25 protein-coding genes, 1 pseudogene and 1 riboswitch are annotated in these 20,563 nt (G+C 50.2%); of the genes and pseudogenes, 7 read left to right on the plus strand and 19 right to left on the minus strand.

The features are described 5' to 3' along the window. Positions 1-100: 100 nt before the first annotated feature. A pseudogene (locus tag ACJHYW_RS23505) lies at positions 101-616 on the plus strand (hypothetical protein); the annotation flags it as partial. Between the two features lie 171 nt (positions 617-787). Beyond that, positions 788-1,117 (plus strand): DUF496 family protein, encoded by a 330-nt coding sequence (locus tag ACJHYW_RS23510; RefSeq protein WP_000450409.1) that lies wholly within the window; start codon positions 788-790, stop codon positions 1,115-1,117. 100 nt (positions 1,118-1,217) lie between these two features. Here the strand turns inward: ACJHYW_RS23510 and ACJHYW_RS23515 are convergent, their stop codons facing one another. From ACJHYW_RS23515 to pduA, 19 genes are read right to left on the minus strand one after another with little or no spacing between them, the layout of a single operon-like run. Then, positions 1,218-1,661, minus strand: a complete 444-nt coding sequence (locus ACJHYW_RS23515; RefSeq protein ID WP_061092871.1) for a EutP/PduV family microcompartment system protein — start codon at positions 1,659-1,661, stop codon at positions 1,218-1,220. A gap of 4 nt (positions 1,662-1,665) precedes the next feature. Beyond that, positions 1,666-2,016, minus strand: a complete 351-nt coding sequence (gene pduU / locus ACJHYW_RS23520) for a propanediol utilization microcompartment protein PduU (RefSeq protein WP_001524968.1) — start codon at positions 2,014-2,016, stop codon at positions 1,666-1,668. Then, positions 2,016-2,570 (minus strand): propanediol utilization microcompartment protein PduT, encoded by a 555-nt coding sequence (gene pduT / locus ACJHYW_RS23525; RefSeq protein WP_061092872.1) that lies wholly within the window; start codon positions 2,568-2,570, stop codon positions 2,016-2,018. The genes pduU and pduT overlap by 1 nt, the downstream gene beginning before the upstream one ends. 2 nt (positions 2,571-2,572) lie before the next feature. Beyond that, positions 2,573-3,916, minus strand: coding sequence for a 4Fe-4S dicluster domain-containing protein (locus ACJHYW_RS23530; RefSeq protein ID WP_061092873.1), 1,344 nt, complete (start codon positions 3,914-3,916; stop codon positions 2,573-2,575). Continuing rightward, on the minus strand, positions 3,913-5,025 hold the full coding sequence (locus ACJHYW_RS23535; protein WP_061092874.1) for a 1-propanol dehydrogenase PduQ: 1,113 nt from the start codon (positions 5,023-5,025) through the stop codon (positions 3,913-3,915). The genes ACJHYW_RS23530 and ACJHYW_RS23535 overlap by 4 nt, the downstream gene beginning before the upstream one ends. A 10-nt stretch (positions 5,026-5,035) precedes the next feature. Beyond that, positions 5,036-6,421 (minus strand): CoA-acylating propionaldehyde dehydrogenase PduP, encoded by a 1,386-nt coding sequence (gene pduP / locus ACJHYW_RS23540; protein WP_061092875.1) that lies wholly within the window; start codon positions 6,419-6,421, stop codon positions 5,036-5,038. After that, positions 6,418-7,425 (minus strand): two-domain cob(I)yrinic acid a,c-diamide adenosyltransferase PduO, encoded by a 1,008-nt coding sequence (pduO, locus tag ACJHYW_RS23545; protein WP_001029513.1) that lies wholly within the window; start codon positions 7,423-7,425, stop codon positions 6,418-6,420. The genes pduP and pduO overlap by 4 nt, the downstream gene beginning before the upstream one ends. 11 nt (positions 7,426-7,436) lie before the next feature. Then, on the minus strand, positions 7,437-7,712 hold the full coding sequence (gene pduN, locus ACJHYW_RS23550) for a propanediol utilization microcompartment protein PduN (RefSeq protein WP_000549827.1): 276 nt from the start codon (positions 7,710-7,712) through the stop codon (positions 7,437-7,439). 3 nt (positions 7,713-7,715) lie between these two features. Further along, a complete protein-coding gene (gene pduM / locus ACJHYW_RS23555; protein ID WP_001061900.1) occupies positions 7,716-8,207 on the minus strand; it encodes a microcompartment protein PduM in 492 nt (163 codons plus the stop codon). Further along, entirely contained in the window at positions 8,204-8,836 is a 633-nt protein-coding gene (locus tag ACJHYW_RS23560) for a phosphate propanoyltransferase (RefSeq protein WP_061092876.1), read from the minus strand. The genes pduM and ACJHYW_RS23560 overlap by 4 nt, the downstream gene beginning before the upstream one ends. Positions 8,837-8,838: 2 nt before the next feature. Continuing rightward, complete coding sequence (locus tag ACJHYW_RS23565) at positions 8,839-9,261, minus strand: BMC domain-containing protein (RefSeq protein WP_052893576.1); 423 nt, start codon at positions 9,259-9,261, stop codon at positions 8,839-8,841. Between the two features lie 23 nt (positions 9,262-9,284). Continuing rightward, positions 9,285-9,560, minus strand: a complete 276-nt coding sequence (gene pduJ / locus ACJHYW_RS23570; RefSeq protein WP_001057752.1) for a propanediol utilization microcompartment protein PduJ — start codon at positions 9,558-9,560, stop codon at positions 9,285-9,287. A gap of 19 nt (positions 9,561-9,579) precedes the next feature. After that, a complete protein-coding gene (locus ACJHYW_RS23575) occupies positions 9,580-9,930 on the minus strand; it encodes a glycerol dehydratase reactivase beta/small subunit family protein (protein WP_000444015.1) in 351 nt (116 codons plus the stop codon). Beyond that, on the minus strand, positions 9,920-11,752 hold the full coding sequence (locus ACJHYW_RS23580) for a diol dehydratase reactivase subunit alpha (RefSeq protein ID WP_061092877.1): 1,833 nt from the start codon (positions 11,750-11,752) through the stop codon (positions 9,920-9,922). Before ACJHYW_RS23580 ends, ACJHYW_RS23575 begins: the two co-directional genes overlap by 11 nt. Positions 11,753-11,788: 36 nt before the next feature. Next, the gene (gene pduE, locus ACJHYW_RS23585; protein ID WP_061092878.1) at positions 11,789-12,307 is read right to left on the minus strand and encodes a propanediol dehydratase small subunit PduE; all 519 of its coding nucleotides are present in this window, start codon (positions 12,305-12,307) and stop codon (positions 11,789-11,791) included. Positions 12,308-12,321: 14 nt separating this feature from the next. Beyond that, positions 12,322-12,990, minus strand: coding sequence for a propanediol/glycerol family dehydratase medium subunit (locus tag ACJHYW_RS23590; RefSeq protein WP_001592196.1), 669 nt, complete (start codon positions 12,988-12,990; stop codon positions 12,322-12,324). Positions 12,991-12,999: 9 nt separating this feature from the next. Further along, entirely contained in the window at positions 13,000-14,664 is a 1,665-nt protein-coding gene (pduC, locus tag ACJHYW_RS23595) for a propanediol dehydratase large subunit PduC (RefSeq protein WP_001256910.1), read from the minus strand. A gap of 18 nt (positions 14,665-14,682) precedes the next feature. Further along, a complete protein-coding gene (gene pduB / locus ACJHYW_RS23600; RefSeq protein ID WP_061092879.1) occupies positions 14,683-15,495 on the minus strand; it encodes a propanediol utilization microcompartment protein PduB in 813 nt (270 codons plus the stop codon). Beyond that, positions 15,492-15,776 (minus strand): propanediol utilization microcompartment protein PduA, encoded by a 285-nt coding sequence (gene pduA / locus ACJHYW_RS23605; RefSeq protein ID WP_001183614.1) that lies wholly within the window; start codon positions 15,774-15,776, stop codon positions 15,492-15,494. The genes pduB and pduA overlap by 4 nt, the downstream gene beginning before the upstream one ends. Positions 15,777-16,286: 510 nt before the next feature. Between pduA and pduF the strand changes: the two genes are divergently transcribed. From pduF to cobS, 5 genes are all read left to right on the plus strand, one after another. After that, positions 16,287-17,096 (plus strand): propanediol diffusion facilitator PduF, encoded by an 810-nt coding sequence (gene pduF, locus ACJHYW_RS23610; RefSeq protein ID WP_061092880.1) that lies wholly within the window; start codon positions 16,287-16,289, stop codon positions 17,094-17,096. Between the two features lie 202 nt (positions 17,097-17,298). Then, the gene (gene pocR, locus ACJHYW_RS23615; protein ID WP_061092881.1) at positions 17,299-18,213 is read left to right on the plus strand and encodes a transcriptional regulator PocR; all 915 of its coding nucleotides are present in this window, start codon (positions 17,299-17,301) and stop codon (positions 18,211-18,213) included. A 91-nt stretch (positions 18,214-18,304) separates the two neighbouring features. Beyond that, positions 18,305-18,480, plus strand: a riboswitch (cobalamin riboswitch). A 217-nt stretch (positions 18,481-18,697) separates the two neighbouring features. Beyond that, positions 18,698-19,135: a hypothetical protein gene (locus tag ACJHYW_RS23620; RefSeq protein ID WP_061092882.1), complete on the plus strand. Its 438-nt coding sequence runs from the start codon at positions 18,698-18,700 to the stop codon at positions 19,133-19,135. A 133-nt stretch (positions 19,136-19,268) separates the two neighbouring features. Next, positions 19,269-19,814: a bifunctional adenosylcobinamide kinase/adenosylcobinamide-phosphate guanylyltransferase gene (gene cobU, locus ACJHYW_RS23625; protein WP_061092883.1), complete on the plus strand. Its 546-nt coding sequence runs from the start codon at positions 19,269-19,271 to the stop codon at positions 19,812-19,814. Further along, positions 19,811-20,554 (plus strand): adenosylcobinamide-GDP ribazoletransferase, encoded by a 744-nt coding sequence (gene cobS, locus ACJHYW_RS23630; protein ID WP_061092884.1) that lies wholly within the window; start codon positions 19,811-19,813, stop codon positions 20,552-20,554. The genes cobU and cobS overlap by 4 nt, the downstream gene beginning before the upstream one ends. Positions 20,555-20,563 lie beyond the last annotated feature (9 nt).

The following is a 20,563-nucleotide window of genomic DNA, read 5'->3' on the forward strand; positions in this document are numbered from 1 at the left end:
GTAAAAATCGCGGAAGGGATGAAACAACAGCGCCTGACGGCGCTGTGTCTGGCATGCCTGCAATCCGGGAAACCGGACCAGGAAAAAACTTGCAGGCCATAACAGTATCTATCAATCTGCATTCTCACCGAACTTACTCGAACGCCCACGTCTGGAAAGCCATCTACAAAAACTGCTGACCGATGCCGTGAAAATGCGTGGGCTGATTGCGCCCGCCAGCAAAGAAACCCGTATTCCCAAATCGATATATGAAGGTATCCAGACCATTAATCGCAATCTGGTTTGTATGCTGGAGTTGCAAATCAATGCATACTGGGCCACGCGCCCCAGCCATTTCGTGTTATTGAACGCGCAAAAACTTCGTGATACCCAGCACATGATGCAGCAAATACTGCTGAGCCTTGTTCATGCGCTGTACGAAGGTAATCCGCAGCCGGTTTTTGCCAATACGGAAAAATTGAACGATGCTGTGGAAGAGTTGCGTCAGTTGCTCGATAACCACCATGACCTGAAAGTCGTAGAAACACCAATCTATGGTTATGTGTGGCTGAACATGGAAACGGCACATCAGCTTGAGTTGCTATCGAATCTGATTTGCCGGGCCTTGCGCAAATAATTCCTGAACTTCAGAATCATCTTGCTGCTGCTTCGATTCAGCAAGGATAAAGGGTATGATAGTGAAAAGGGATAAAAGCATTGTCATCTGCGGCAGCTATGAGTAATGTTGGCCCTAACGAATAGCGGTTGCTTAAACGAATCCGACTCTCACATTATCAGGGGTATAAAAATGGAAACTACCAAGCCTTCATTCCAGGACGTACTGGAATTTGTTCGTCTGTTCCGTCGTAAGAACAAACTGCAACGTGAAATTCAGGACGTTGAGAAAAAGATCCGTGACAACCAGAAGCGCGTCCTGTTGCTGGACAACCTGAGCGATTACATCAAGCCAGGGATGAGCGTTGAAGCAATCCAGGGCATCATCGCCAGCATGAAAGGTGACTATGAAGATCGCGTTGACGATTACATCATCAAAAATGCCGAGCTCTCCAAAGAACGCCGCGATATCTCCAAAAAGCTGAAAGCTATGGGCGAAATGAAAAACGGCGAAGCGAAGTAATTCCTGTTTTATTCAATGAGGGTTGCCCGGCAACCCTCATTGCTCATTGATTCTTATCTGTGTATCACCGTCATCATTCTCATCTGAGAACCTATCGAAATTAGCGACAGCCTTCTTCTGTATGCAGCAAGGCAAAAACTTCTGTAACTCCATTGTTATTAACCGCACTGGTTACTAACACGTTGTGCGCTCCAGCTTCCCGTAACCAACATTTCACCAAAGATATTTGTTCCATACTGGCTAAATCTGCTTTGGTTACTACTCCAATGACCGGGCGATTCATTGACGAGGTAAAGCCTGGCGAAAAAGGTGACCACGGTGCGTCCGCATTAAGTACCAGCGCGATAATGTCTGCTTCGCAGGCACTGACCAACAATGCACTGTAGAGGCTGCGGTTTTCGAGGTATTCGCCTGGTGTATCAATGGTGGTCGGGGACCAGACGATTGCCTGCGTTTTCTGATAATGGATATTTTCGCCACGCAGACATTGCGTGAGTGACGTTTTTCCGCACTGGCTGGGGCCGATAAGCATCATACGTTGCATAACGTCAGGTCCGCGTAATGGGGCAGGTGGTAAAGCGCATCATTTCACCCAGCGTACGGGTAACCTGGCTAAGTGCATATTCAATGGCAGAAACATCACCAGTCAGCACTACGGCACCGGTAAAACGATCAAGAAAACCGATCTCTACAGCGCCTGATTTTGTGGCGATATCGCATGCGATGATAGATGCTTCGCTGGGGGTAATCGTCAGAATGCCAATAGCAGAAACGGTGTCTGGTAAACCCAATTTCTTAAACAGATCCTTCCCTGGATTGGCGATGACATGTGCCAGCGTGACCTGCTTACCAGGGACATATTCCTGAATCATCCGTTCAGTTGTGTGCTGAGTTGTCATTATCCCTCCACCATCTGACGCCACATGGCTTCATGTGGACGGGCAATCACCGACCGATAGACCAACAAACCTTTTTCTCCCGCACGCTCGCTGGCGACAGAGACCGCGTTATTAACATCTGAAATATCGCCAGCAACCACCATGTAGCATTTACCGCCAATGCCAAAAGCCATATGCACGCGAACAAGAATGACATTCGCAGCTTTGACAGCACAATCGGCAGCGTCAATGCAGGCGGCGACACTCCAGGTTTCGACTACGCCGACAGCCCGGTGCTGTTCAACTTGGTTCAGTCCGCTGATTGCAGAAAGGAGACTGGGATGAATATTCGGCAGGACAAGACTGTCGACCAGCATTTCACCAGCAAGGGAAGCACCGCTGTTGATGGCCTGTTGCACCGCGCCCACATCGCCACCGAGCATCAGCAGAAATTTTCCGGGGCATAGCGTTTTGCTGACCAGTAACTCAACGTTGGCGCTTTTCAGCATGGCGTCGCCGGTTTCCATCCCTTTCGCGATACTGCTAAGTTCTAAAATACCTACCGCTTTCGACATCGTTAACCTCTCACAAGCGTAATCGCGTTTTCTGTCACATCGCTGACCATGCCATCAATACTGGCATGAATGGGGGCACCTAATGTGCCGTGTGGAATTTGACCTACACATTGCCCATGAACGACGCGATCGCCTTTTTGTACACACGCAATTGCGCTGGCACCGATGTGCTGGCGTAACAATAACGTCACTTTTTCGGGCTGAGGCACCTGTTCAGACAATGGCGCATCCTGATACCACGGGGTTAAGCCCAGTCTGGTTACCAGCCGTTTTACGGGAACCAGTCGATAATTTGCCAAGGGATCTGCAGGATTTAAGGCACCTTCGTAGCGGAGATTTTGTGCGCGTAATTCCTGCTTAAGCAGGCGGTTTATGCGCATTGGTAAAATTCCTACCGGACAGGCGACGCTGGCGCAGACGTTGCACTCCGAACAGGTGAGCGCCGTCAGTAACAGTTGTGGCGTAGCGAGCTGTTGGTAGTTAACCGCACGTACTAATAAATGGGGGGCCAGTTCGTGACCGACTAAATGACGTGGGCAGAGATCGGTACACAAGCGGCATTGCTCACAAACAGTTTTCGCGACGGTAAGTACGCTGCGGTCATTCTGCATTCGACGTTGGATCAGTGAATGAGAGTTGGGTAAAACCAGCAAGCCGCCAGTGGTTTTGCTGACGGGTGTGTCGAGCGATGTGATCAAACTTCCCATCATCGGCCCGCCATTGATAAAACCAGGAGCATCTACTGTTGCGCCGCCCGCCAGCGCCAGGACTTCACGGAAAGACATGCCGATGGGGACGGTTACCGTTATTGGTTTCGCCACTGCACCATTAATAGTGAGTGTGCGGCGCGTCACTGGATACTGTTGCTCGACGGCTCTGGCAATATTAAGTACGGTTTGAACATTATTGACCACCACACCGACGCTAACGGGTAATGCAGCGGGTGGAACGCGGCGACCAGTTGCCATCCAGATGGTCAGCACTTCGTCTCCTGCGGGGTAAACATCGGGCAAAATATGCAGGCGGATATCCGGTGGTAACAGTGGTGTGAGTGCGTTTATTGCCCGTTGATATTTCTCTTTCAGCGCGATGATTCCGCTACTGGCCCCGGTGGCTTTCATCGCATAGTGAACACCGCGAAGCAGGCGGCTGGCTTGCTGCACCATTAACTGTTGATCCACTTTCAACATGGGTTCGCATTCCGCCGCATTCACCAGGAACGTGTCAACACGCGCTTGTAGCTTAATATGGGTTGGAAAACCTGCCCCGCCAGCACCCACGACACCTGCTGCCTGTACTCGCTCGCGGATGGTCTGGTCGTCGCAGGAGGTTAACTCGACGTTCATAACAACTCCTCGAGCAGTTCTGCAATCGCGGAGGCATCAGCCGCACGCGGGTTGGTACGCAACGTTGCATCCGCCAGTGCCGCCTGAACCATATCTGGTATGCGTATTGACCATTCTGCTTTTTTTTCTTTCAGCGCATTGGTAAGAGTCGGCAGCGTACAGGTTGTTTTAAGCTGTTCAATATGTTGAATAAGTGCATTCAGGCTGGCGGTGTCATTGGCGTTGTCCGGGCATAAATGGCACGTTTTCGCCAGCCGGGCGTAGCGTTTGGCAGCGCGCGGATCGCCAGCATTAAAGCGGATAACCGCCGTGAGCAGGAGCGCATTCGCCAGGCCGTGTGGCAGATGAAACTGTCCGCCGAGTTGATGAGCAATTGCATGGTTTAATCCCAGTCCAGCCTGGCTAAAGGCCATTCCTGCAAGTGTCGATGCATTATGCATTTTGCCACGGGTGGCGAGACAATCGCCTTTCTTCACTGCAGTGGGCAGGTATTGAAAAACAATTTGCACGGCTTTTTCGACCAGTGCATCCGTGAAGTCGCTGGCGCGAGGAGAAACATAAGCTTCAAGCGCATGGGTTAAAACATCCATCCCGGTATTGGCCGTTATCGCCGGTGGCACGCTGACGACCAGAGATGGATCAAGGATCGCGATATCCGGATAAAGTGCATTATCGAAAAGGGGATATTTAATCCCTTTCTCAGGATCGCTGATGACACAAGCACTGGTCACTTCGGAACCGGTACCGCTGGTGGTAGGAATGGCTACGCAGGTTTCAATTTCAATGCCACACTGGCGACCAAACCAGACAATCGCTTTTGCGGCGTCCAGGGCAGAACCGCCGCCAAAACCGATAACCACATCCGGGCGTAAAGTCTGCATTTGCGCAATGCCTTTCACCACGGTCTGGATAGTTGGGTCGGGCGTTATTTCGCTAAAAATACTGAGACGATTACTGTCTGGCAGCGCCTGATGCAACGTGTCAATGAGTGGTGAGTGTGCCAGAAAGGCATCGCAAATAATCCAGATGTGTCTATGAGAGAAACGGCTAAGTACCTTGAGACTTCCTGGTCCGCTGTATAAACGCGTCTGCAGTGAAAAAGTATTCATTTCCGTTTCTCTAGCGAATTGAAAAGCCGCTGGTTAACACACAGCGTCGTGAGCGGGCAAAAGTCCGTGCTGACGTTGTCCCTTCTCCGGTCGGTGTTGCAATAGTAAAGGTCGTAAAGCCTTCGCCGCCGACGCCAATACCCGCCCAAGAGGGGCCGTTTTTGACAAAGATTGAGGTTTGCATAACGCGCGCGGCAAGGTTGAGCCGTGAGACGTTCTGCGAGTGCATAATTGCCGTGTGGTGCAAGCCGTCTTCCACTTTCAACGCCAGGGCGAGAGCGCTATCAAAATCGTTGACCTTCACAATGGGCAGCATTGGCATCAGTTGTTCACAAGTAACCCAACTATCATTGGCGTCGACAACAGCAATCAGTAGGCGCGGCGCTTTTGCGGGCAAAGGGAGGCCTGCCGCTTCCAGCAAGGCTGATGGGCTTTTCCCAACCAGTTTTTTGTTGGCGCTACCGTCTGGCAGGCAAATTGCACGCAATTTCTCCGTTTGCTCATAGTTAAGAAGAAGCGCGCCAAAACTTTGCATCTGCTGAATTAAATACTCTGCCACTGATGCCACGACAATCAGGCTTTTTTCAGCGATACACGGCAGGTTGTAATCAAATGAAGCGCCGTTGATGATATCTTCGGCGGCTTTCACAATATCCGCCGTTTCATCGACGATGCACGGAGGGTTACCCGCACCGGCACCAATCACTTTCTTGCCACTTTTCATTCCCATGGCGACGATCCCCGGACCGCCGGTAATCGCCAGAACGCTGATTTTAGGGTGCGCCATCATCTGTTCGGTGGCGGCAAAGGTCGGTTCAGATACGGTAACGATCAGGTTGTGAATGCCACTACAGCGAAACGCGATGTCTTCGATTGTGGTAATCAGTTTTAACGAAACGTATTTGGCTCCCGGGTGTGGACTGAAGTAGACGCTATTACCTGCTGCCAGCATGCTGATGCTGTTGTTAATGATGGTTTCCGTGGGGTTGGTGCTTGGCGTGACCGAGCCAATAACCCCAAACGGGGAGTATTCAAACAAAACCATGCCACCATCACCGGTTAGTGCAGTGGTGGTTAAATCTTCAATTCCTGGCGTATTATTGAGTGCTGCTTTGTTCTTTAGATACTTATCCTCTTTATTTCCCATCCCTGTTTCACTGGCGCTTTCTTCTGCCAGTTCGGTAAGGCGGGGCATTAATTCTTCGCGAATGGCGCTGATAATGGCGCTACGGGTTTTAAGCGGGCACTGTTGAAAGCGTAAAAAGGCCTGGTGCGCTGCGCAGACCGCTTCATCAACAGTCTGGAAAATAGCGTTTCTTTGCGCTCGTTGCGTAGCGGGGGCAAGCTGCTCACGCAGAATATTGCGGATCAGTGTTTCTAATTCAGAGTTATTCATTGGTTTACTCCCACGTTAATTGCCGCCATTGCGCTTTGGGCAATATCCATGTCTTGTTCAACGCTACCGCCGCTGATGCCAAGCCCGCCAAGCAATTTTCCGTCACGCCAGAGGGGGAAGCCGCCACCAAAAGTGACGACTTTGCCTTGCATATGGCTTTCGAGCCCGTAAAGCGGCGCGCCGGGTTGCACGGTATCAGCAAGTTTGTGGGTTGCCGTTTTCATCGCCACGGCGGTCCAGGCTTTTTTCGGTGCCAGTTCACTGCTGACCAACAGGGCATCAGGCATCCGCCAGGTAACACTTTCTGTTCCGTTGGCATCAACAATGCTGATGACAACGGGAATATGCAGTTCATCTGCGCGCATTGCCGCACTACGAATGAGCTGGTGAAGATCCTGAAAAGTGAGCGGCATTGTGCGTTCCTTCAATGCTGGTGTGTGGTTGGCTTCGTGATAACGTTTTGTGATTTCCTGAATCATCAGGTTTTGATGAGCAACGTTGTCTTCCACGCGGGCGAGGGCATACAGGCAATCGGAAAGTCGGTTGATATAGTGCAGCAAAACATTCCGGACGGTGGTTTCTGTTGTCAGTTCAACCAGACGTCTTTCAGCCCGTCGAGCCACCGTGCGGGCGAAATGCATGCGGCTTGCAGCTTCACATCGACCAGGCAGAATGAAGCTGTGAACCGGGGGGACGGCGTTCATTGCGCTATCGATCGCGTTTTCCAGCGCGGCAATTTCTTCCGTACCGATGTAACGCTGCTGCGCTGACGGCTGTTCGCTTTCACTGGCGAGTTCGGCGCTAAACCAAAATATCTGTTGTTGAATGGCTTCCAGTAAGATGCGATGGCTTTCGATGGCGGTGGCGCAATAACACAGACTGAGTGTCGCGTTCAGTTCATCCAGCGTGCCATAGGTTTCGACACGTAGATGAGTTTTGCTGACGCGCTGTCCGGTAAATAAAGACGTACTTCCTGAATCACCTGTTCGGGTATAAATTGCCATCTTTCAGCTCCTTAGCGCGAAAGCGTATCGACAATGCCGACCACTGCCAGGTCGATGGCCTCGTTAGGGCCGGAAAACACATGTCTGGCGCTGGAACCACTGCTGAGGAGTACCAACTCACCAACGCCTGCGCCGACGGAATCAACGGCAACTTCGTCGCCGGTTAATGGCGTGAGAGGCAGTTCGCCGTCAGCACTGACCCGGCGAACCAGCAGCAGTTTTTTCCCGATCAGAGAAGGTGATTTTTGCGTGGATACTACCGCGCCAGTGACTCGAGCCAGATGCATAGGTTACTCCTGCCTGATTAACTGAATATTTCGGGTAATTGCCGCTTCACGAGCCAGTGCGGTCACACAACATTTTCGCTGTAACACCAGTATTCCCGAGCTTAACTGTGCAATATCGGCATAACTTAAAAGTCGATCACGATGAAGGTAGATCGGTTGCCCTTGCTCGTCGCACCAGCTTAGCGGTAGACGGGCGAGAGTCTTCAATTCAATGGCGTTCAGGAAATGACGCTGCAACGACAATTGAATGTGCAATCCCCAGGCTAACGCTTCGTGTATCTGAATTGCTGCTCGATCTGACGTTTTGTTCTCCGCAAGTTGTCGTAACAACGGCAGATCGACATATCGGATTTGTAATGATGCATACTGATGAACTATCTCTTGAACGCTGGCGTCTCGCAGTTGAAAAACAGTCAGCACGAGTGTTTTTCCCGCACGTTGTTTAAGGCGAAAAACCACTTCGTCAACAATACGTTGCATCAGCATGTTATTCATGGCACTGACACCAGTGTGGCAAAAACGTCAGGGCTATCAGCCCCTGCGGCGTTGGCTTCATCGGTATCAATATGCATTTCAAGACGCATATCCGGAGAGACGCGAACAGCGACGTTTTCGAATATCAGTCGTCGCTCATCACCTTCAATGGCAACCGCCACTTTATCGCCATGCGTAACGCCATAAATCAGGGCATCCAGCGGAGACATATGAATATGCCGTTGCGCGACAATGACGCCAGATGTGATCTCCAGTTCCGCAAATGGGCTTACCAAACGAATCCCTGGAGTGCCGCTGAGATCGCCTGACATGCGTAGCGGGGCGGTGATCCCTAACGTTCTGGCGTCCGTCCGGGAAATTTCCACCTGGCTTGCATTGCGTAGCGGCCCCAACAAGCGAACGTTGTGCAATTTACCTTTTGGTCCCTCCAGCGTAACAACCTGTTCAGCAGCGAATTGGCCAGGTTGCATTAACGGCTTTTTCTCGCTAATCGGTTGTTCAGGAAAAAGACGCAAATAATCCGCTGTTGAAAGATGAATATGACGACTGGAAACACCCAGAGGGATAGGGCGCTCGCGCATCTCATCCAGAATCTGGCTCACTGTTTCCTGCAAGGTTTGTTTATCCACTGTTACTCCCCTCGCTTATTGGCGTGCAGGCAAAGTGAGCGGGGCTCACCTTTTTGCCGCTGACATGCCGGGTCAAGACACAAATTACAACTGATAATCTCTGAGATGACGGTTGTTGCTGGTGTTTCGCTTGTTTCAACCGTCACAGTCAATGCTTTAGTTGTGTGGGGCAGAATGCCGTCTCCCGGACGGGCAATCACTTTGTGTGCGACGAGGCCATTTCGCTGTCCGGCGAAACTGGCTCCCGTCGCGATCGCCGCATTAACCGAGGCGACGTCACCGGTGATTTTGATGAGCGTCCAGCCTGAGCCATTGGTCTTCTCAAGGCCAACCAGCGTGATGGACGCGGCTTTTGCCATAGCATCTGCGCAACTGATGGCGAGTGCCAGACCACTGACTTCAAGTAATCCCAGTGATTGCTTCACGCTGTGCTCCTTAGCAAATGGGGTTATGCCGATTTAGGTAAAATAGCCTCAACATCACTGTGTGGGCGCGGGATGACATGGCAGGATTTCACTTCGCCAACTGCGCTTGCCGCAGCGCTCCCCGCATCCACGGCGGCCTTTACTGCACCAACATCACCGCGGACCATCACCGTAATCAGACCCGAACCAATCTTTTCATAGCCAACCAGCTGCACGTTGGCGGATTTAACCATGGCATCTGCAGCTTCAATTGCGCCAACTAACCCTTTTGTTTCAACCAGTCCTAGTGCGTTGTTCATACTGCGTTTCTCCTGTGGATTATGAGTGGAATTCCCGGAAGGGAATTCCTTTTACCAGGCGGGCAGCGTTAGTGCCGATGCTGCGCCGGGCATGGTTATCTTGTTGATACATCAGCGTAAACAGTGGCGCTGATGGTGGTAAGTTTTTGTAATGCACAATCAGTTTTTCCTGATCGCAGGCAATGCCAACCAACAGGGGAGATTGACGAGCAGCCAGCCAGGCGCTATCGATAACTTCACCTGACGGAATGTGTTGAATGCGAAAGGGAATACCTTCCTCTTCAATGCCAAGAAGCACCTCATCCCATATAGTGATGCAGTTACCGATCTCCATGACGACGATGGCTGGTGCACGCTCTTTACTTTCCATGAATCGACTCCTTGTGCCAGGCGATGAGTAGCCCAGTAGCTACCGCGTTGCGCGGACCTTCGCTACCACGGATATTCCCCCGTCCGGCGACCAGTCGATAATGCGCCAATGCATCGGTGACTAACTGTGGTACTTCGAAATCCAGCGAAGAACCGCCCACCAGAACGACGAACGGAATGTCGCGAATATTTCCGGCAGGGCTTACCTGACGTAGCGCGCGCAGGGCATTGGTTACGAAGACACGCTCTTTCGCACTGCGACGAACAGCGCGTACTTTTTCCAGCGTCAAATCACCGGGAATAGGCACCAGTTCGTCGGGTTTCACTACACAGACGCGGGCAAATACATAGGGGGATAGGGGAGTAGGGAAGAACTGAACGCTGCCATCTTCATGGCGTAAGTGGAACAGGCTTTCTACTTTTGCCAACGGGTACTTTTTGATTTCTTCTGCCAGATAACGATCATTTAAGCCCAGCTCACGAACGATAATCATCGTTACCATGTCGCCCGCACCCGCAAGGTGAGTGGCAACAATTTCCCCTTTCTGATTGATGATGGAGGCATCGGTAGAGCCTGCACCTAAGTCCAGAATTGCCAGTGGACGTGTGGTTCCAGGGGTAGTCAAGGCCCCTTGAATGGCGGCTTCTGCTTCTGCGCCTCCGACCTGAACATCAACATGCAGTTTTTGCTTAATTTCACTGGCGATCATCGCCATTTGCAGACGGTCGGATTTCACCATAGAGGCAATACCCACAGCCTGTTCCAGTGAAAATTCACCTGCCAGACCACCGGTTACGTTGACGGGGACAGAGGTATCTATCGCCAGCAAATCCTGAATAAAAATTTCGTGGCTGGGTTTGTTGGTCAGTTCAGCCATGGTCTGGCGAACATGTTCCAGCATTCCGCCGATGTTGGAGCCAGGTTCTCCCGTCACGTTTTCCAGTTTTGGGCACTCACCGACCGCTTTCATAATGGCATCGGCACCAGCAGCTACATCAACCCGCGTTGTGCGCCCGGCAGAAAGCAGTTCGATATTTCCGGCGGGTATCGAACGGGCTTTAACGTCGCCAGAAGGCGTTTTCACTACCACTGCTGAACGGTTGCCGATTAGCGCCCGCGCGACAGGAACAATATTTTTAGTCTCTTCAGCATTGAGGGCGAAAACGGTGGCAATCCCATACGGGTTAGACAGGGTTTCGATAACTTTCCCGGGAACGGCAACTTCAATCGCAGCCAGCATGCCGAGCGGAATACGATCGATGTAGAGGACTTCATCAACAATAGGGAGAGGAATTTCCAGGCGGTTATTGACCAGTACGCCATCGTCGCGTTGCAGAATAACGCCAGTCAGCTGATATCCGGCGCGTACGGAGGCGTTTATCATTGTTGCGATATCGGCAAAATCAAATGCCGATGACACCACCAGAATGTAGGGTGTGTCCGCCGGGCATGTTAATAACTCTTGCGGAGTGATGGTGAGCCCTACGCCCAGCCCCACTCCGCCCGGCGTTTTCGGGTTGTGACCGATCATGGTTGATTCGGTGATGATAGTTTCAGTGATGGTTTCCATCGCCACATCACCAATGACCGGAGTTGCTTCGTTGATACGAATAAGCGAAATATCGCTAACATTGATGCCGACTTTTTTCGTTGCCTGTGCGAGCGCCTCCTGAATACCATGGACGTTACGCAACGTACCTTTAATTCCGGTGGTTTCCGCCAGGGCGCTACTCACGAACGACAACTCTCCAGTTGCACTGAGCGTTGCCAGCGCAACCTCTGTTGATGAGTTGCCGATATCAATGCCTGCTATATATCGCATAGTTCGTCCTTAATCGTCATATCGCATAGTTCGTCCTTAATCGTCGCCTTTCAGTTTTTTGCGCTCGACATAAAGTTCCGCAGCTTCACGGACAAATGCAGCACAAATTTTGGCCTGATAACGCCGTTCAAGATCGTCAGCAATGGCAATAAGTTCTTGCTTAGTCGAACGATAAGGGCGTAACGCATTGTAGATTTCGAGGATGCGATCATCCGGTACTGAGGTAAGCTCAGCGGCGCGTTCGAAATTCATCGCCAGGCGATCGCGACCAGCATCTCTGGCAATCGCGGCCTGAATACGCAATGTTTCAGGGGTAATGCGCATATCCTGGGCGGTGACGTTATCGCTGAGCACATTTTCCAGAGTGAAATCGTCGAGCGTTTTATTGGTTGCTGTTTTAACCCATTCCGGATGTTTATTTGCCAGCGGGTAATCCGTCACTTTGGCGCTCTGTATTGACGCGCTGGGGACCGCAGAAACAGGAGCTGCACCCTGTAAACTGTTCATGCGGTTCAACACGTCCCTGACCATCGACTCAATTGCATCGGTATTCATGAAGGTTTCCTTTGTTAAAACGTCACGCGCAGTTCTTGCGGTTTTTTGCCAGTGACCACGTACTTCGTCTCTTTAATATGCAAAATGGCAGATTTGGCCTGGTATTTCGGTCGCGCCATTTGATCGTTGAGGGTCGGCACCGGTTGTGGAGACTCGCGCTTCGCATAACGCGCGGCGTTTTTGCCAATCTGACGATAAGTATCCAGCGTCAACAAAGGCGCTTGTGGGAAAAGTTCCAGGTTAGACAAGGGGGGAAGTCCCTGCTGGTGGATAACCGTTGTGCCTTTCGACTGAATACCGATAGCAATACCTGAACCACTAAGACGATCGCCTTCGACTGCTACGAATGCGACATCGGACGATTTAAAGCAGCGAATCACACGGGCTTTAATGCCTTCTTCTTCGATACCGGCAATCACTTCGCGCAAAATGTTTTTATGCGGAATACCGATGATATTGACGGTTTGCGCCAGGCCGAACGCCGGGCCTACAGCAATAATGACTTCATCTTGCTGAGTGCCTTGTTGGGCTTCGCCAATTTCGGTCAGAAAATTTCCGGTATCTGGCACTGAAGAGACAGTTGCAGAGACAGGTGCACGAAATGAAACGGACTTGTCGCTGGTTTGCATTTCTGCCAGCACGCCTTCGATAATCTGACGCAGTAATTTTTCGTTAATTTCCATTTCTCACCCTTAGTCAATTTCGTTGGGATCAAGTGCACCGGGAATATTTTTGATCTCTTCCCAGCGTTCCCCTTGCAGGCGGTAACCTGTAGCTGGTCCGGCGTAATCATTGATGTCATTGACCGCTGAGAGCACTTGTCCGTCATCGACGATGATGGCTGAGGTATGGAGATAATCGCCGGTCAGTTTTGCTTTTTGCATGTTGAGCATGTCCTGGGCGACATCGGTAAAACCGCCTTGCGCCAGGGCTTTCACCACTTCCAGGCTGTTACGGTTTTTATTGATAATCTCCTGGGCGAACTTGATGTCTTCCACAATATTGCGCTCAGGCATATCTTTCGAACCGTGGGCATAGGTTGCCGCTTCGACTTCTTCATCGGTAATTGGCGGTAGTCCCATACCGGCAAAGACAGCCTGTAAAGCGCGAGCGGCTTTATTGCGGATTGCGATAACATCTTCTTCGCGTACTGGTCGCAGCCCGCCATCAACCTTCAGGTCACGCTGAATGACGTTGTAATCATCGAAGTCTTCAGCATCTTCGTTTGAACCAGCAAACATGTTGTCGTAGTTCGGCACAGCGGAAAAACCGGACGAGATAAAGTCGGTACCCGGCAGAAATTGCATCAGGAAACGTGCGGTACGGCGCATATCCGAGTGGGTAAAGGTCTGGTCATTACTGGAGGCGCATTCCAGATCCAGCGATGAGCAAATTAAGTTTTCCGCTAATACTGCGCGGATGCCTGATGGCACAGCTGATGGAACACCGATGCAGCTTACCGAACCATTCTGCAGACCCTGAACGCCTGCGGCTTTGGTGATGTAAATGCATCGAGCCTCGAGATAAAGCATTGATTTGCCTTCCGCGTAACCCATCTGTACTTCAGAGCCGGAGCCGGAAGTAAAGCGCATTTTTAAGCCGCGAGAAGCATAGGATGACGCGAGAAATCCTTTTGACCACGGGGTATCATCGCCATCGGTGAAAACAGGTTCTGTACCATAGACAGAAATTGTTTCGGCGTAACAGGTGTGGCCTAACATACCGAGTTTCAGTTCGGTGGCTTCTTCCAGTGAACACTGGGTCAAGACGCCCGGACGTCCCACCTGTGAGCCGACCAGCAGGGCGATGGCGTTGAACGGTGCATAGCGAGCAACGGCAACAGTGGTTTCCTGTTCATCAAACCCGCGCCATGCGCCTTCAGCTGCGTCGGCGGCAATTTGTACCGGGTTATCTTTGATGTTGGTGACGTGAGCCTGTTGTGATGGTGTTCGACGGGCGCGCATTTTCTGCATCGCCATCATCATCTCTACCACGTTCATCTGCGAAACCACTTCGACGATTTTTGCAGGCGTCATTGCTGTGGTAAGGGGAACGATATCGCTACGTTTGACATTTGGATCGCACAACATATTGGCAAGTTTTACCGAATCCATCGCGATGACTTCTTCTGCGCGCGCGAGATTGATGCCGTAGCGGGCGATAAAGTGGTCGATCAGGTCAAACTGACTGGCGGGTTTTCCATCCAGTTCGGTAACGACGCCGTTAACAATTTTGATTGACGGTTTAGGATCGTTCGGGCTTTCCATCGCAATGAAGCCTTCTTCAATCCACTCTTTAACGAAACCGTCCTGGTTGACCGGGCGTTTTGCCAGTGCTTCAAATCTTTTCGATCTCATAAATCTGCCTCAGAGAATTCAGATGTAGGAAGGGCGATCGTTTTTCGGTGTATCGCCGAGAGTCGAAAGCACGGTTTTACCGATTGCGCGTGCGGAGATGACCGCCTGGCGGACTGCGCCGGAGTCACCCGAGATAATCAGAATGACTTCGTTGCTGTAGCTGGTGCCTTGAGCGGGGGAGCTGTATGCCACGACATCCACATTGGCGGACTTCAGCGCGGTGTCGGCCATCAGAACACCCACCGCAGCCGGAGCGCCGACAATAACGCCGCAAGCCCGTCCCAGTGGAGCGCCAAACGCTTTTTCCAGTGCATAGCTGGCGCGGGCGGTGTATTGCAGTTCAAGATGCCCGGCTTCGTTGGCATAGACATCACCAAAGGTCCGATCGAGTTCTTTCAGGGCAACTTCAATACCGCGTTTCACGTCGGAAACATCGTTGCCACCTAAGAGGATCAATGAGCCGTGTCCGGCACCGCCTTTAGTATCGCGAGGAAGTTCAATGCTAATAACTTCAGTGTTGGTGGCTTTTACCGCTTCATCAGCGGCCATAATGTGTGGCCCTGCGCCAATACGCGCCCCCAGAATGCCAATGGAACGATAGCGTTTTTCAAGTTTCATCGCGTCCAACAGGGCGCTATCAACGTTCGCAATGACCAGACCTACAGTGTCGCCAATAGCGGTGCCAACAAATTCTGTTAACGTGCAGCTTTTTTCTGCCATAGCCGTCTCTCGTATTTGATGAGTGGTTTTCGGGAGAACCTCATGCTCTGGCGTCGCTACGCGAGCGATGACCTGCGCCATGATCTGTTCGACCAGTTCATTGCTGCTCATGGGTTAATTCCCTTTGGTAAGATTTTTTCGACATCGGTATGTGGGCGGGGAATAACGTGTACGGCTTTTACTTCGCCGACGTTACGCGCAGCTGCGGCACCCGCGTCTGTTGCCGCTTTTACCGCCCCGACATCACCACGAACGATGACGGTCACCAGCCCGGAACCTATTTTTTCGTAGCCGACCAGCAAAACATTTGCCGACTTCACCATGGCATCTGCGGCCTCTATGGCGGCAGTTAAGCCTTTGGTTTCTACCATTCCTAACGCTTCTTGTTGCATAAAGACCTCGCCTGGATTTTTTTGACGATATGACTATAAAAAAAAGCGAGGAAAAAGAATGGCTGACTTACTCGGCTAATGAGAAAAATTAATAGAGAACAAATATAATAAAATTGCTTTTATGAACTATATGTTGTTAATTTATTGGTTGTTTTGTGGATGTTTCAATGTGAATTAATTGCGTTGGCTAGTGAGTTTAATCGCGAATAATATTTCGTTGAGTTTGGTTCGAGGAAGGAACTGTGATATTTGTTTCAATTTTATTATGTCATGATGGCAATTTTTTATTGTAAAAGTTTGGTGGAAATTATTACTTCAACACTGATTAAAGCTGTGTTGCATGATTCGGCAATGACAATAATTTGTTATGTTAGCACGATTTTTACACGAGTCTGTCATGCATGTTGGCAATATTTTCTGCAGAGCAATTTTTTATAGTTGCGCTCGGTATACACAACAATCAGCGCATAGTTGGCTGATAAAGAAAAACTCCGTAAAGAAGGTGTCACTATGAATGATTCACTCAAGGCGCAATGCGTTGCCGAGTTTTTGGGCACCGGACTGTTCCTCTTTTTTGGCATTGGTTGTTTGTGCGCCCTGAAAGTTGCCGGGGCAAGTCTGGGACTGTGGGAAATTTGTATCATATGGGGGTTAGGGATTTCGCTTGCTGTTTACCTTACGGCAGGTATTTCCGGCGCTCATCTCAACCCGGCAGTTACCATTGCTCTGTGGCTGTTTGCCTCTTTCCCAGCCCGTAAAGTGCTGCCATTTTGTGTGGCGCAATTAGCGGGTGCCTTTGGTGGTGCGGTTCTGGCATATTCTCTCTACAGCAGTTTGTTTATCGATTTTGAATCTGCTCACAATATAGTGCGTGGTAGCGCAGAAAGTTTACAACTCGCCAGTATCTTCAGTACTTATCCAGCAGCGGCGATTAATGTATGGCAAGCTGCGTTGGTCGAAGTGGTCATAACGTCCATGTTAATGGGGTTGATTATGGCGTTGACCGATGACGGTAATGGCGTACCCAAAGGACCGCTTGCGCCTTTACTTATTGGTATTCTGGTTGCTGTTATTGGTGCTTCTACCGGACCATTAACCGGTTTTGCCATGAATCCAGCGCGTGATTTTGGACCTAAAATTTTCACCTGGTTTGCGGGTTGGGGGGAAATTGCGATGACTGGTGGACGCAATATTCCTTATTTCATTGTACCCATTATTGCACCGATCATTGGGGCATGTGTTGGTGCGGCGATTTATCGCTATCTCATTGCAAAGAATTTACCTGTCAATAGTGTAACGCCTAAAGAAATCAGCGAATAATGAAATAATCTGGCAGTTATAAACGTTTATTTTTTTACTGTTTGTGATCTGCTTTCCGAACTTATTAAAAAGTCTCCCGCTTCACGGAGGCTTTTGTTATTGTCCTTTGTGCTTCTCGTCAGTAAATCATCAAGGATGATGTGAAGATTAAATGTAAAACAATTGTTTTGCTATAACAATAAATTAACTGGGAGGTTTTATCATGATTTCTGCGGCGACACTTAATTCAGAACTCATTAATAAAATCGCGCAGGATTTTGCGCAGGCGACCAGCCTTGCGGTTGTCGTGGTCAATATTCACGGCGATGAAATTTCCGAGCTGTTTAACTTCACTCCATTTTGTCAGATGATGCGGCAACACCCTCAGATGAGCACTCGATGTCGCATGAGCGATCGTTGTGGGGGGCTGGAAGCCTCTAAATCCGATCAGCCTTGTATTTATCGCTGTCATGCCGGATTAACCGATTTCTCTATTCCACTGGTAATCGCCGGACATTTAGTTGGTTTTGTATTGTGCGGGCAAGTTCGTCTGCGTAATGATGATGTCGATTTGGTCGATATTCTGAATGTCGATGATTGCTGGCAGGCAGATCCCGAATTACTTAATGAATTTCGCAAAGTCCCTGAGATGGATTACTCAAGAGTTATGGCCTCTGCGGATTTGTTGAAGTTGATTGTAGAAAATTGCCTAAAAAAACAACTCAATTTTGTGGTTATTAAAGAGAACAAATCTCAGTCAGATTCGTTGCGCCAGACTCGTGCGCCTGGTCCCCACGACAATAAAATGAAAAAAGCTTTACGTTATATTGATGCGCATTTATCAGACGATTTGCGTCTGGAAGATGTCGCCTCGCACGTTTATCTAAGCCCTTATTATTTCAGTAAGTTATTTAAGAAATACCATGGAATCGGGTTTAATGCGTGGGTAAACCAACAACGGATGGCCAGCGCTCGTGAGTTACTGTGCCATAGTGACTGGAGCATCGCCAGCATTGCGCGTAATTTAGGTTTTTCGCAAACAAGTTATTTTTGCAAAGTTTTCCGTCAGACTTATCAGGTTACGCCGCAGGTGTATCGACAGCAAGTGAGTGATAATGCGGCGATGGAAACGGTATAGAGTAAATGCCCCAAAAAAAGAGGACGGTTTAAATAAACTCTGGAATGAATAATTAACGTTATTTCCCTGTTATGGGAAAAGTGAAATCAGCTCATAACATACGCTGACAGGTGTGGCACATTTGTGCCTGGGAAGAGGGTGAAAATCCCTCGCAGCCCCCGCTGCTGTAATGCTGACAAACCCGAAAATGCCACTGATCGCGAGATTGGGAAGGTCGGGAGAGGATGACGCTAAGCCAGAAGACCAGCCAGTCAGTCAATACCAACAACTTCGGTGGGAAGTGGGTTGCCCGGAAGCGTCCGGTAGAGTACAGGCGCGTCTTTATACCCCTACCACCCTGAAAGGATCAGGGTATGGCGGCATCATTTAGTTCTTTCATCGCAGTGCCGACAGGCACCAGGGCTGCACTTAAGGTGTGGCAATCTTGTTTCATGGCTTATCAACCAGACCGCCATTACAGGAAATTAAGTGGAGGGCGAGGGGCATGAAAACGATAAAACCCGAATCGATAGCTCTTTTTTGCCTCTTATCTGGAGATGTGGATCTGGCGAAACATCTGGCGGAAATATTGCCAATAACCTGTTTGGTTGGTGAGGACTGGCAGCAAGATTTCCAGCCTTTTGACGGTGGGCCTGTGCAATCGTTATCAGATGCGTATAGCGATTATTCAGTGCTGCTATTGATAGCAGCTGAAAGCGAGATATCCGTACCAGAATGGCTCGCTCATTCTGAGGGAACGACGGTAATTTTGATTACAGAACACAATGCCCGTTTGCTGACTGGTCCGGCTGGTGGGGCTGTAGCATTAATCCATTATCTGAATGAAATCTGTCATGCCAGAGAAACCGCTGTCAATGACGCATTTTGTCGGACGTTAACACGAGGAAGTCTGGCTATTCCGCAATGCCATCTTCTTTCGTAATGGATTGAGAATGCTGGATTTTTAATTATATTACGCGCAGTATTAATCGCGTAAATGTTTTGCGGTCAGCAACGGTGGGGGATCCATTGTTCTGTTCAATGAATACCATCATACAATTGAATCAGGAGTCGGTATGATGATTTTGGTGACAGGTGGAGCACGGAGCGGGAAGAGTCGCCACGCAGAAGCGCTTATTGGGGACTCTTCACAGGTTCTGTATATCGCCACCTCGCAAATCCTTGATGATGAGATGGCTGCACGGATAGAACATCATCGGAAAGGCCGCCCGGCGCACTGGCGCACAGTGGAGCGCTGGCAACATCTTGATGAATTAATTCATGCAGACATTAACCCGAATGAGGCTGTGTTGCTGGAATGCGTTACCACAATGGTGACTAATCTGTTGTTTGATTATGGCGGCGATAAAGACCCTGATGAATGGGATTATCAGGCGATGGAACAGGCGATTAATGCTGAGATTCAGTCGTTGATTGCTGCCTGCCAACGTTGCCCCGCAAAGGTTGTATTAGTGACTAACGAAGTGGGAATGGGGATTGTGCCGGAGAGTCGTCTGGCACGACATTTTCGTGATATTGCCGGGCGGGTAAACCAGCAGTTGGCCGCTGCGGCAAATGAAGTATGGCTGGTGGTTTCGTGTATTGGAGTAAAAATCAAATGAGTAAATTATTTTGGGCGATGCTCTCATTTATTACGCGTCTGCCTGTACCGCGTCGCTGGTCCCAGGGACTGGATTTCGAGCATTATTCTCGCGGTATTATTACTTTTCCTTTGATTGGATTATTGCTTGGCGCGATTAGCGGGCTGGTCTTCATGGTGCTGCAGGCATGGTGTGACGTACCACTGGCGGCACTGTTTAGCGTACTTATGCTGGCGCTGATGACCGGGGGATTCCACCTGGACGGCCTCGCTGATACCTGTGATGGCGTATTTTCTGCACGTAGCCGCGATCGCATGTTGGAAATCATGCGTGATAGCCGTTTAGGCACCCACGGCGGTCTGGCATTGATTTTTGTGGTACTGGCAAAGATTCTGGTGTTAAGCGAGTTGGCTCTGCGTGGCGAACCGATCCTTGCATCGCTGGCGGCAGCATGTGCGGTCAGCCGCGGGACTGCCGCATTATTGATGTATCGTCATCGTTATGCGCGGGAAGAAGGGCTTGGCAATGTGTTCATTGGCAAAATTGATGGGCGACAAACCTGCGTCACACTCGGCTTAGCCGCTATTTTTGCTGCCGTATTATTGCCGGGTATGCATGGTGTGGCTGCTATGGTGGTGACGATGGTGGCGATTTTCATCCTCGGTCAGCTTCTCAAACGTACGCTGGGCGGGCAAACCGGCGATACGCTGGGAGCAGCCATAGAGCTTGGTGAACTGGTCTTCCTGCTGGCACTGCTATAAAGAGACGTG

Origin of the sequence: Escherichia sp. WS3063 (assembly GCF_046486595.1) — a bacterium.
Taxonomy (GTDB): Bacteria; Pseudomonadota; Gammaproteobacteria; order Enterobacterales; family Enterobacteriaceae; genus Escherichia; species Escherichia coli.

Excerpts from the sequence above, each read along its gene's own strand:
- ACJHYW_RS23590 (WP_001592196.1), bottom strand. The coding sequence starts at position 12,990 with ATGGAAATTAACGAAAAATTACTGCGTCAGATTATCGAAGGCGTGCTG.
- ACJHYW_RS23580 (WP_061092877.1), bottom strand. The coding sequence starts at position 11,752 with ATGCGATATATAGCAGGCATTGATATCGGCAACTCATCAACAGAGGTT.
- pduN (WP_000549827.1), bottom strand. The coding sequence starts at position 7,712 with ATGCATCTGGCTCGAGTCACTGGCGCGGTAGTATCCACGCAAAAATCA.
- ACJHYW_RS23510 (WP_000450409.1), top strand. The coding sequence starts at position 788 with ATGGAAACTACCAAGCCTTCATTCCAGGACGTACTGGAATTTGTTCGT.
- cobU (WP_061092883.1), top strand. The coding sequence starts at position 19,269 with ATGATGATTTTGGTGACAGGTGGAGCACGGAGCGGGAAGAGTCGCCAC.
- pduM (WP_001061900.1), bottom strand. The coding sequence starts at position 8,207 with ATGAATAACATGCTGATGCAACGTATTGTTGACGAAGTGGTTTTTCGC.
- pduE (WP_061092878.1), bottom strand. The coding sequence starts at position 12,307 with ATGAATACCGATGCAATTGAGTCGATGGTCAGGGACGTGTTGAACCGC.
- ACJHYW_RS23535 (WP_061092874.1), bottom strand. The coding sequence starts at position 5,025 with ATGAATACTTTTTCACTGCAGACGCGTTTATACAGCGGACCAGGAAGT.
- cobS (WP_061092884.1), top strand. The coding sequence starts at position 19,811 with ATGAGTAAATTATTTTGGGCGATGCTCTCATTTATTACGCGTCTGCCT.
- ACJHYW_RS23530 (WP_061092873.1), bottom strand. The coding sequence starts at position 3,916 with ATGAACGTCGAGTTAACCTCCTGCGACGACCAGACCATCCGCGAGCGA.
- pduP (WP_061092875.1), bottom strand. The coding sequence starts at position 6,421 with ATGAATAACTCTGAATTAGAAACACTGATCCGCAATATTCTGCGTGAG.
- pduU (WP_001524968.1), bottom strand. The coding sequence starts at position 2,016 with ATGACAACTCAGCACACAACTGAACGGATGATTCAGGAATATGTCCCT.
- ACJHYW_RS23620 (WP_061092882.1), top strand. The coding sequence starts at position 18,698 with ATGAAAACGATAAAACCCGAATCGATAGCTCTTTTTTGCCTCTTATCT.
- ACJHYW_RS23515 (WP_061092871.1), bottom strand. The coding sequence starts at position 1,661 with ATGCAACGTATGATGCTTATCGGCCCCAGCCAGTGCGGAAAAACGTCA.
- ACJHYW_RS23575 (WP_000444015.1), bottom strand. The coding sequence starts at position 9,930 with ATGGAAAGTAAAGAGCGTGCACCAGCCATCGTCGTCATGGAGATCGGT.
- pduA (WP_001183614.1), bottom strand. The coding sequence starts at position 15,776 with ATGCAACAAGAAGCGTTAGGAATGGTAGAAACCAAAGGCTTAACTGCC.
- pduT (WP_061092872.1), bottom strand. The coding sequence starts at position 2,570 with ATGTCGAAAGCGGTAGGTATTTTAGAACTTAGCAGTATCGCGAAAGGG.
- pduB (WP_061092879.1), bottom strand. The coding sequence starts at position 15,495 with ATGAGCAGCAATGAACTGGTCGAACAGATCATGGCGCAGGTCATCGCT.
- pocR (WP_061092881.1), top strand. The coding sequence starts at position 17,299 with ATGATTTCTGCGGCGACACTTAATTCAGAACTCATTAATAAAATCGCG.
- pduO (WP_001029513.1), bottom strand. The coding sequence starts at position 7,425 with ATGGCAATTTATACCCGAACAGGTGATTCAGGAAGTACGTCTTTATTT.
- pduJ (WP_001057752.1), bottom strand. The coding sequence starts at position 9,560 with ATGAACAACGCACTAGGACTGGTTGAAACAAAAGGGTTAGTTGGCGCA.
- pduF (WP_061092880.1), top strand. The coding sequence starts at position 16,287 with ATGAATGATTCACTCAAGGCGCAATGCGTTGCCGAGTTTTTGGGCACC.
- pduC (WP_001256910.1), bottom strand. The coding sequence starts at position 14,664 with ATGAGATCGAAAAGATTTGAAGCACTGGCAAAACGCCCGGTCAACCAG.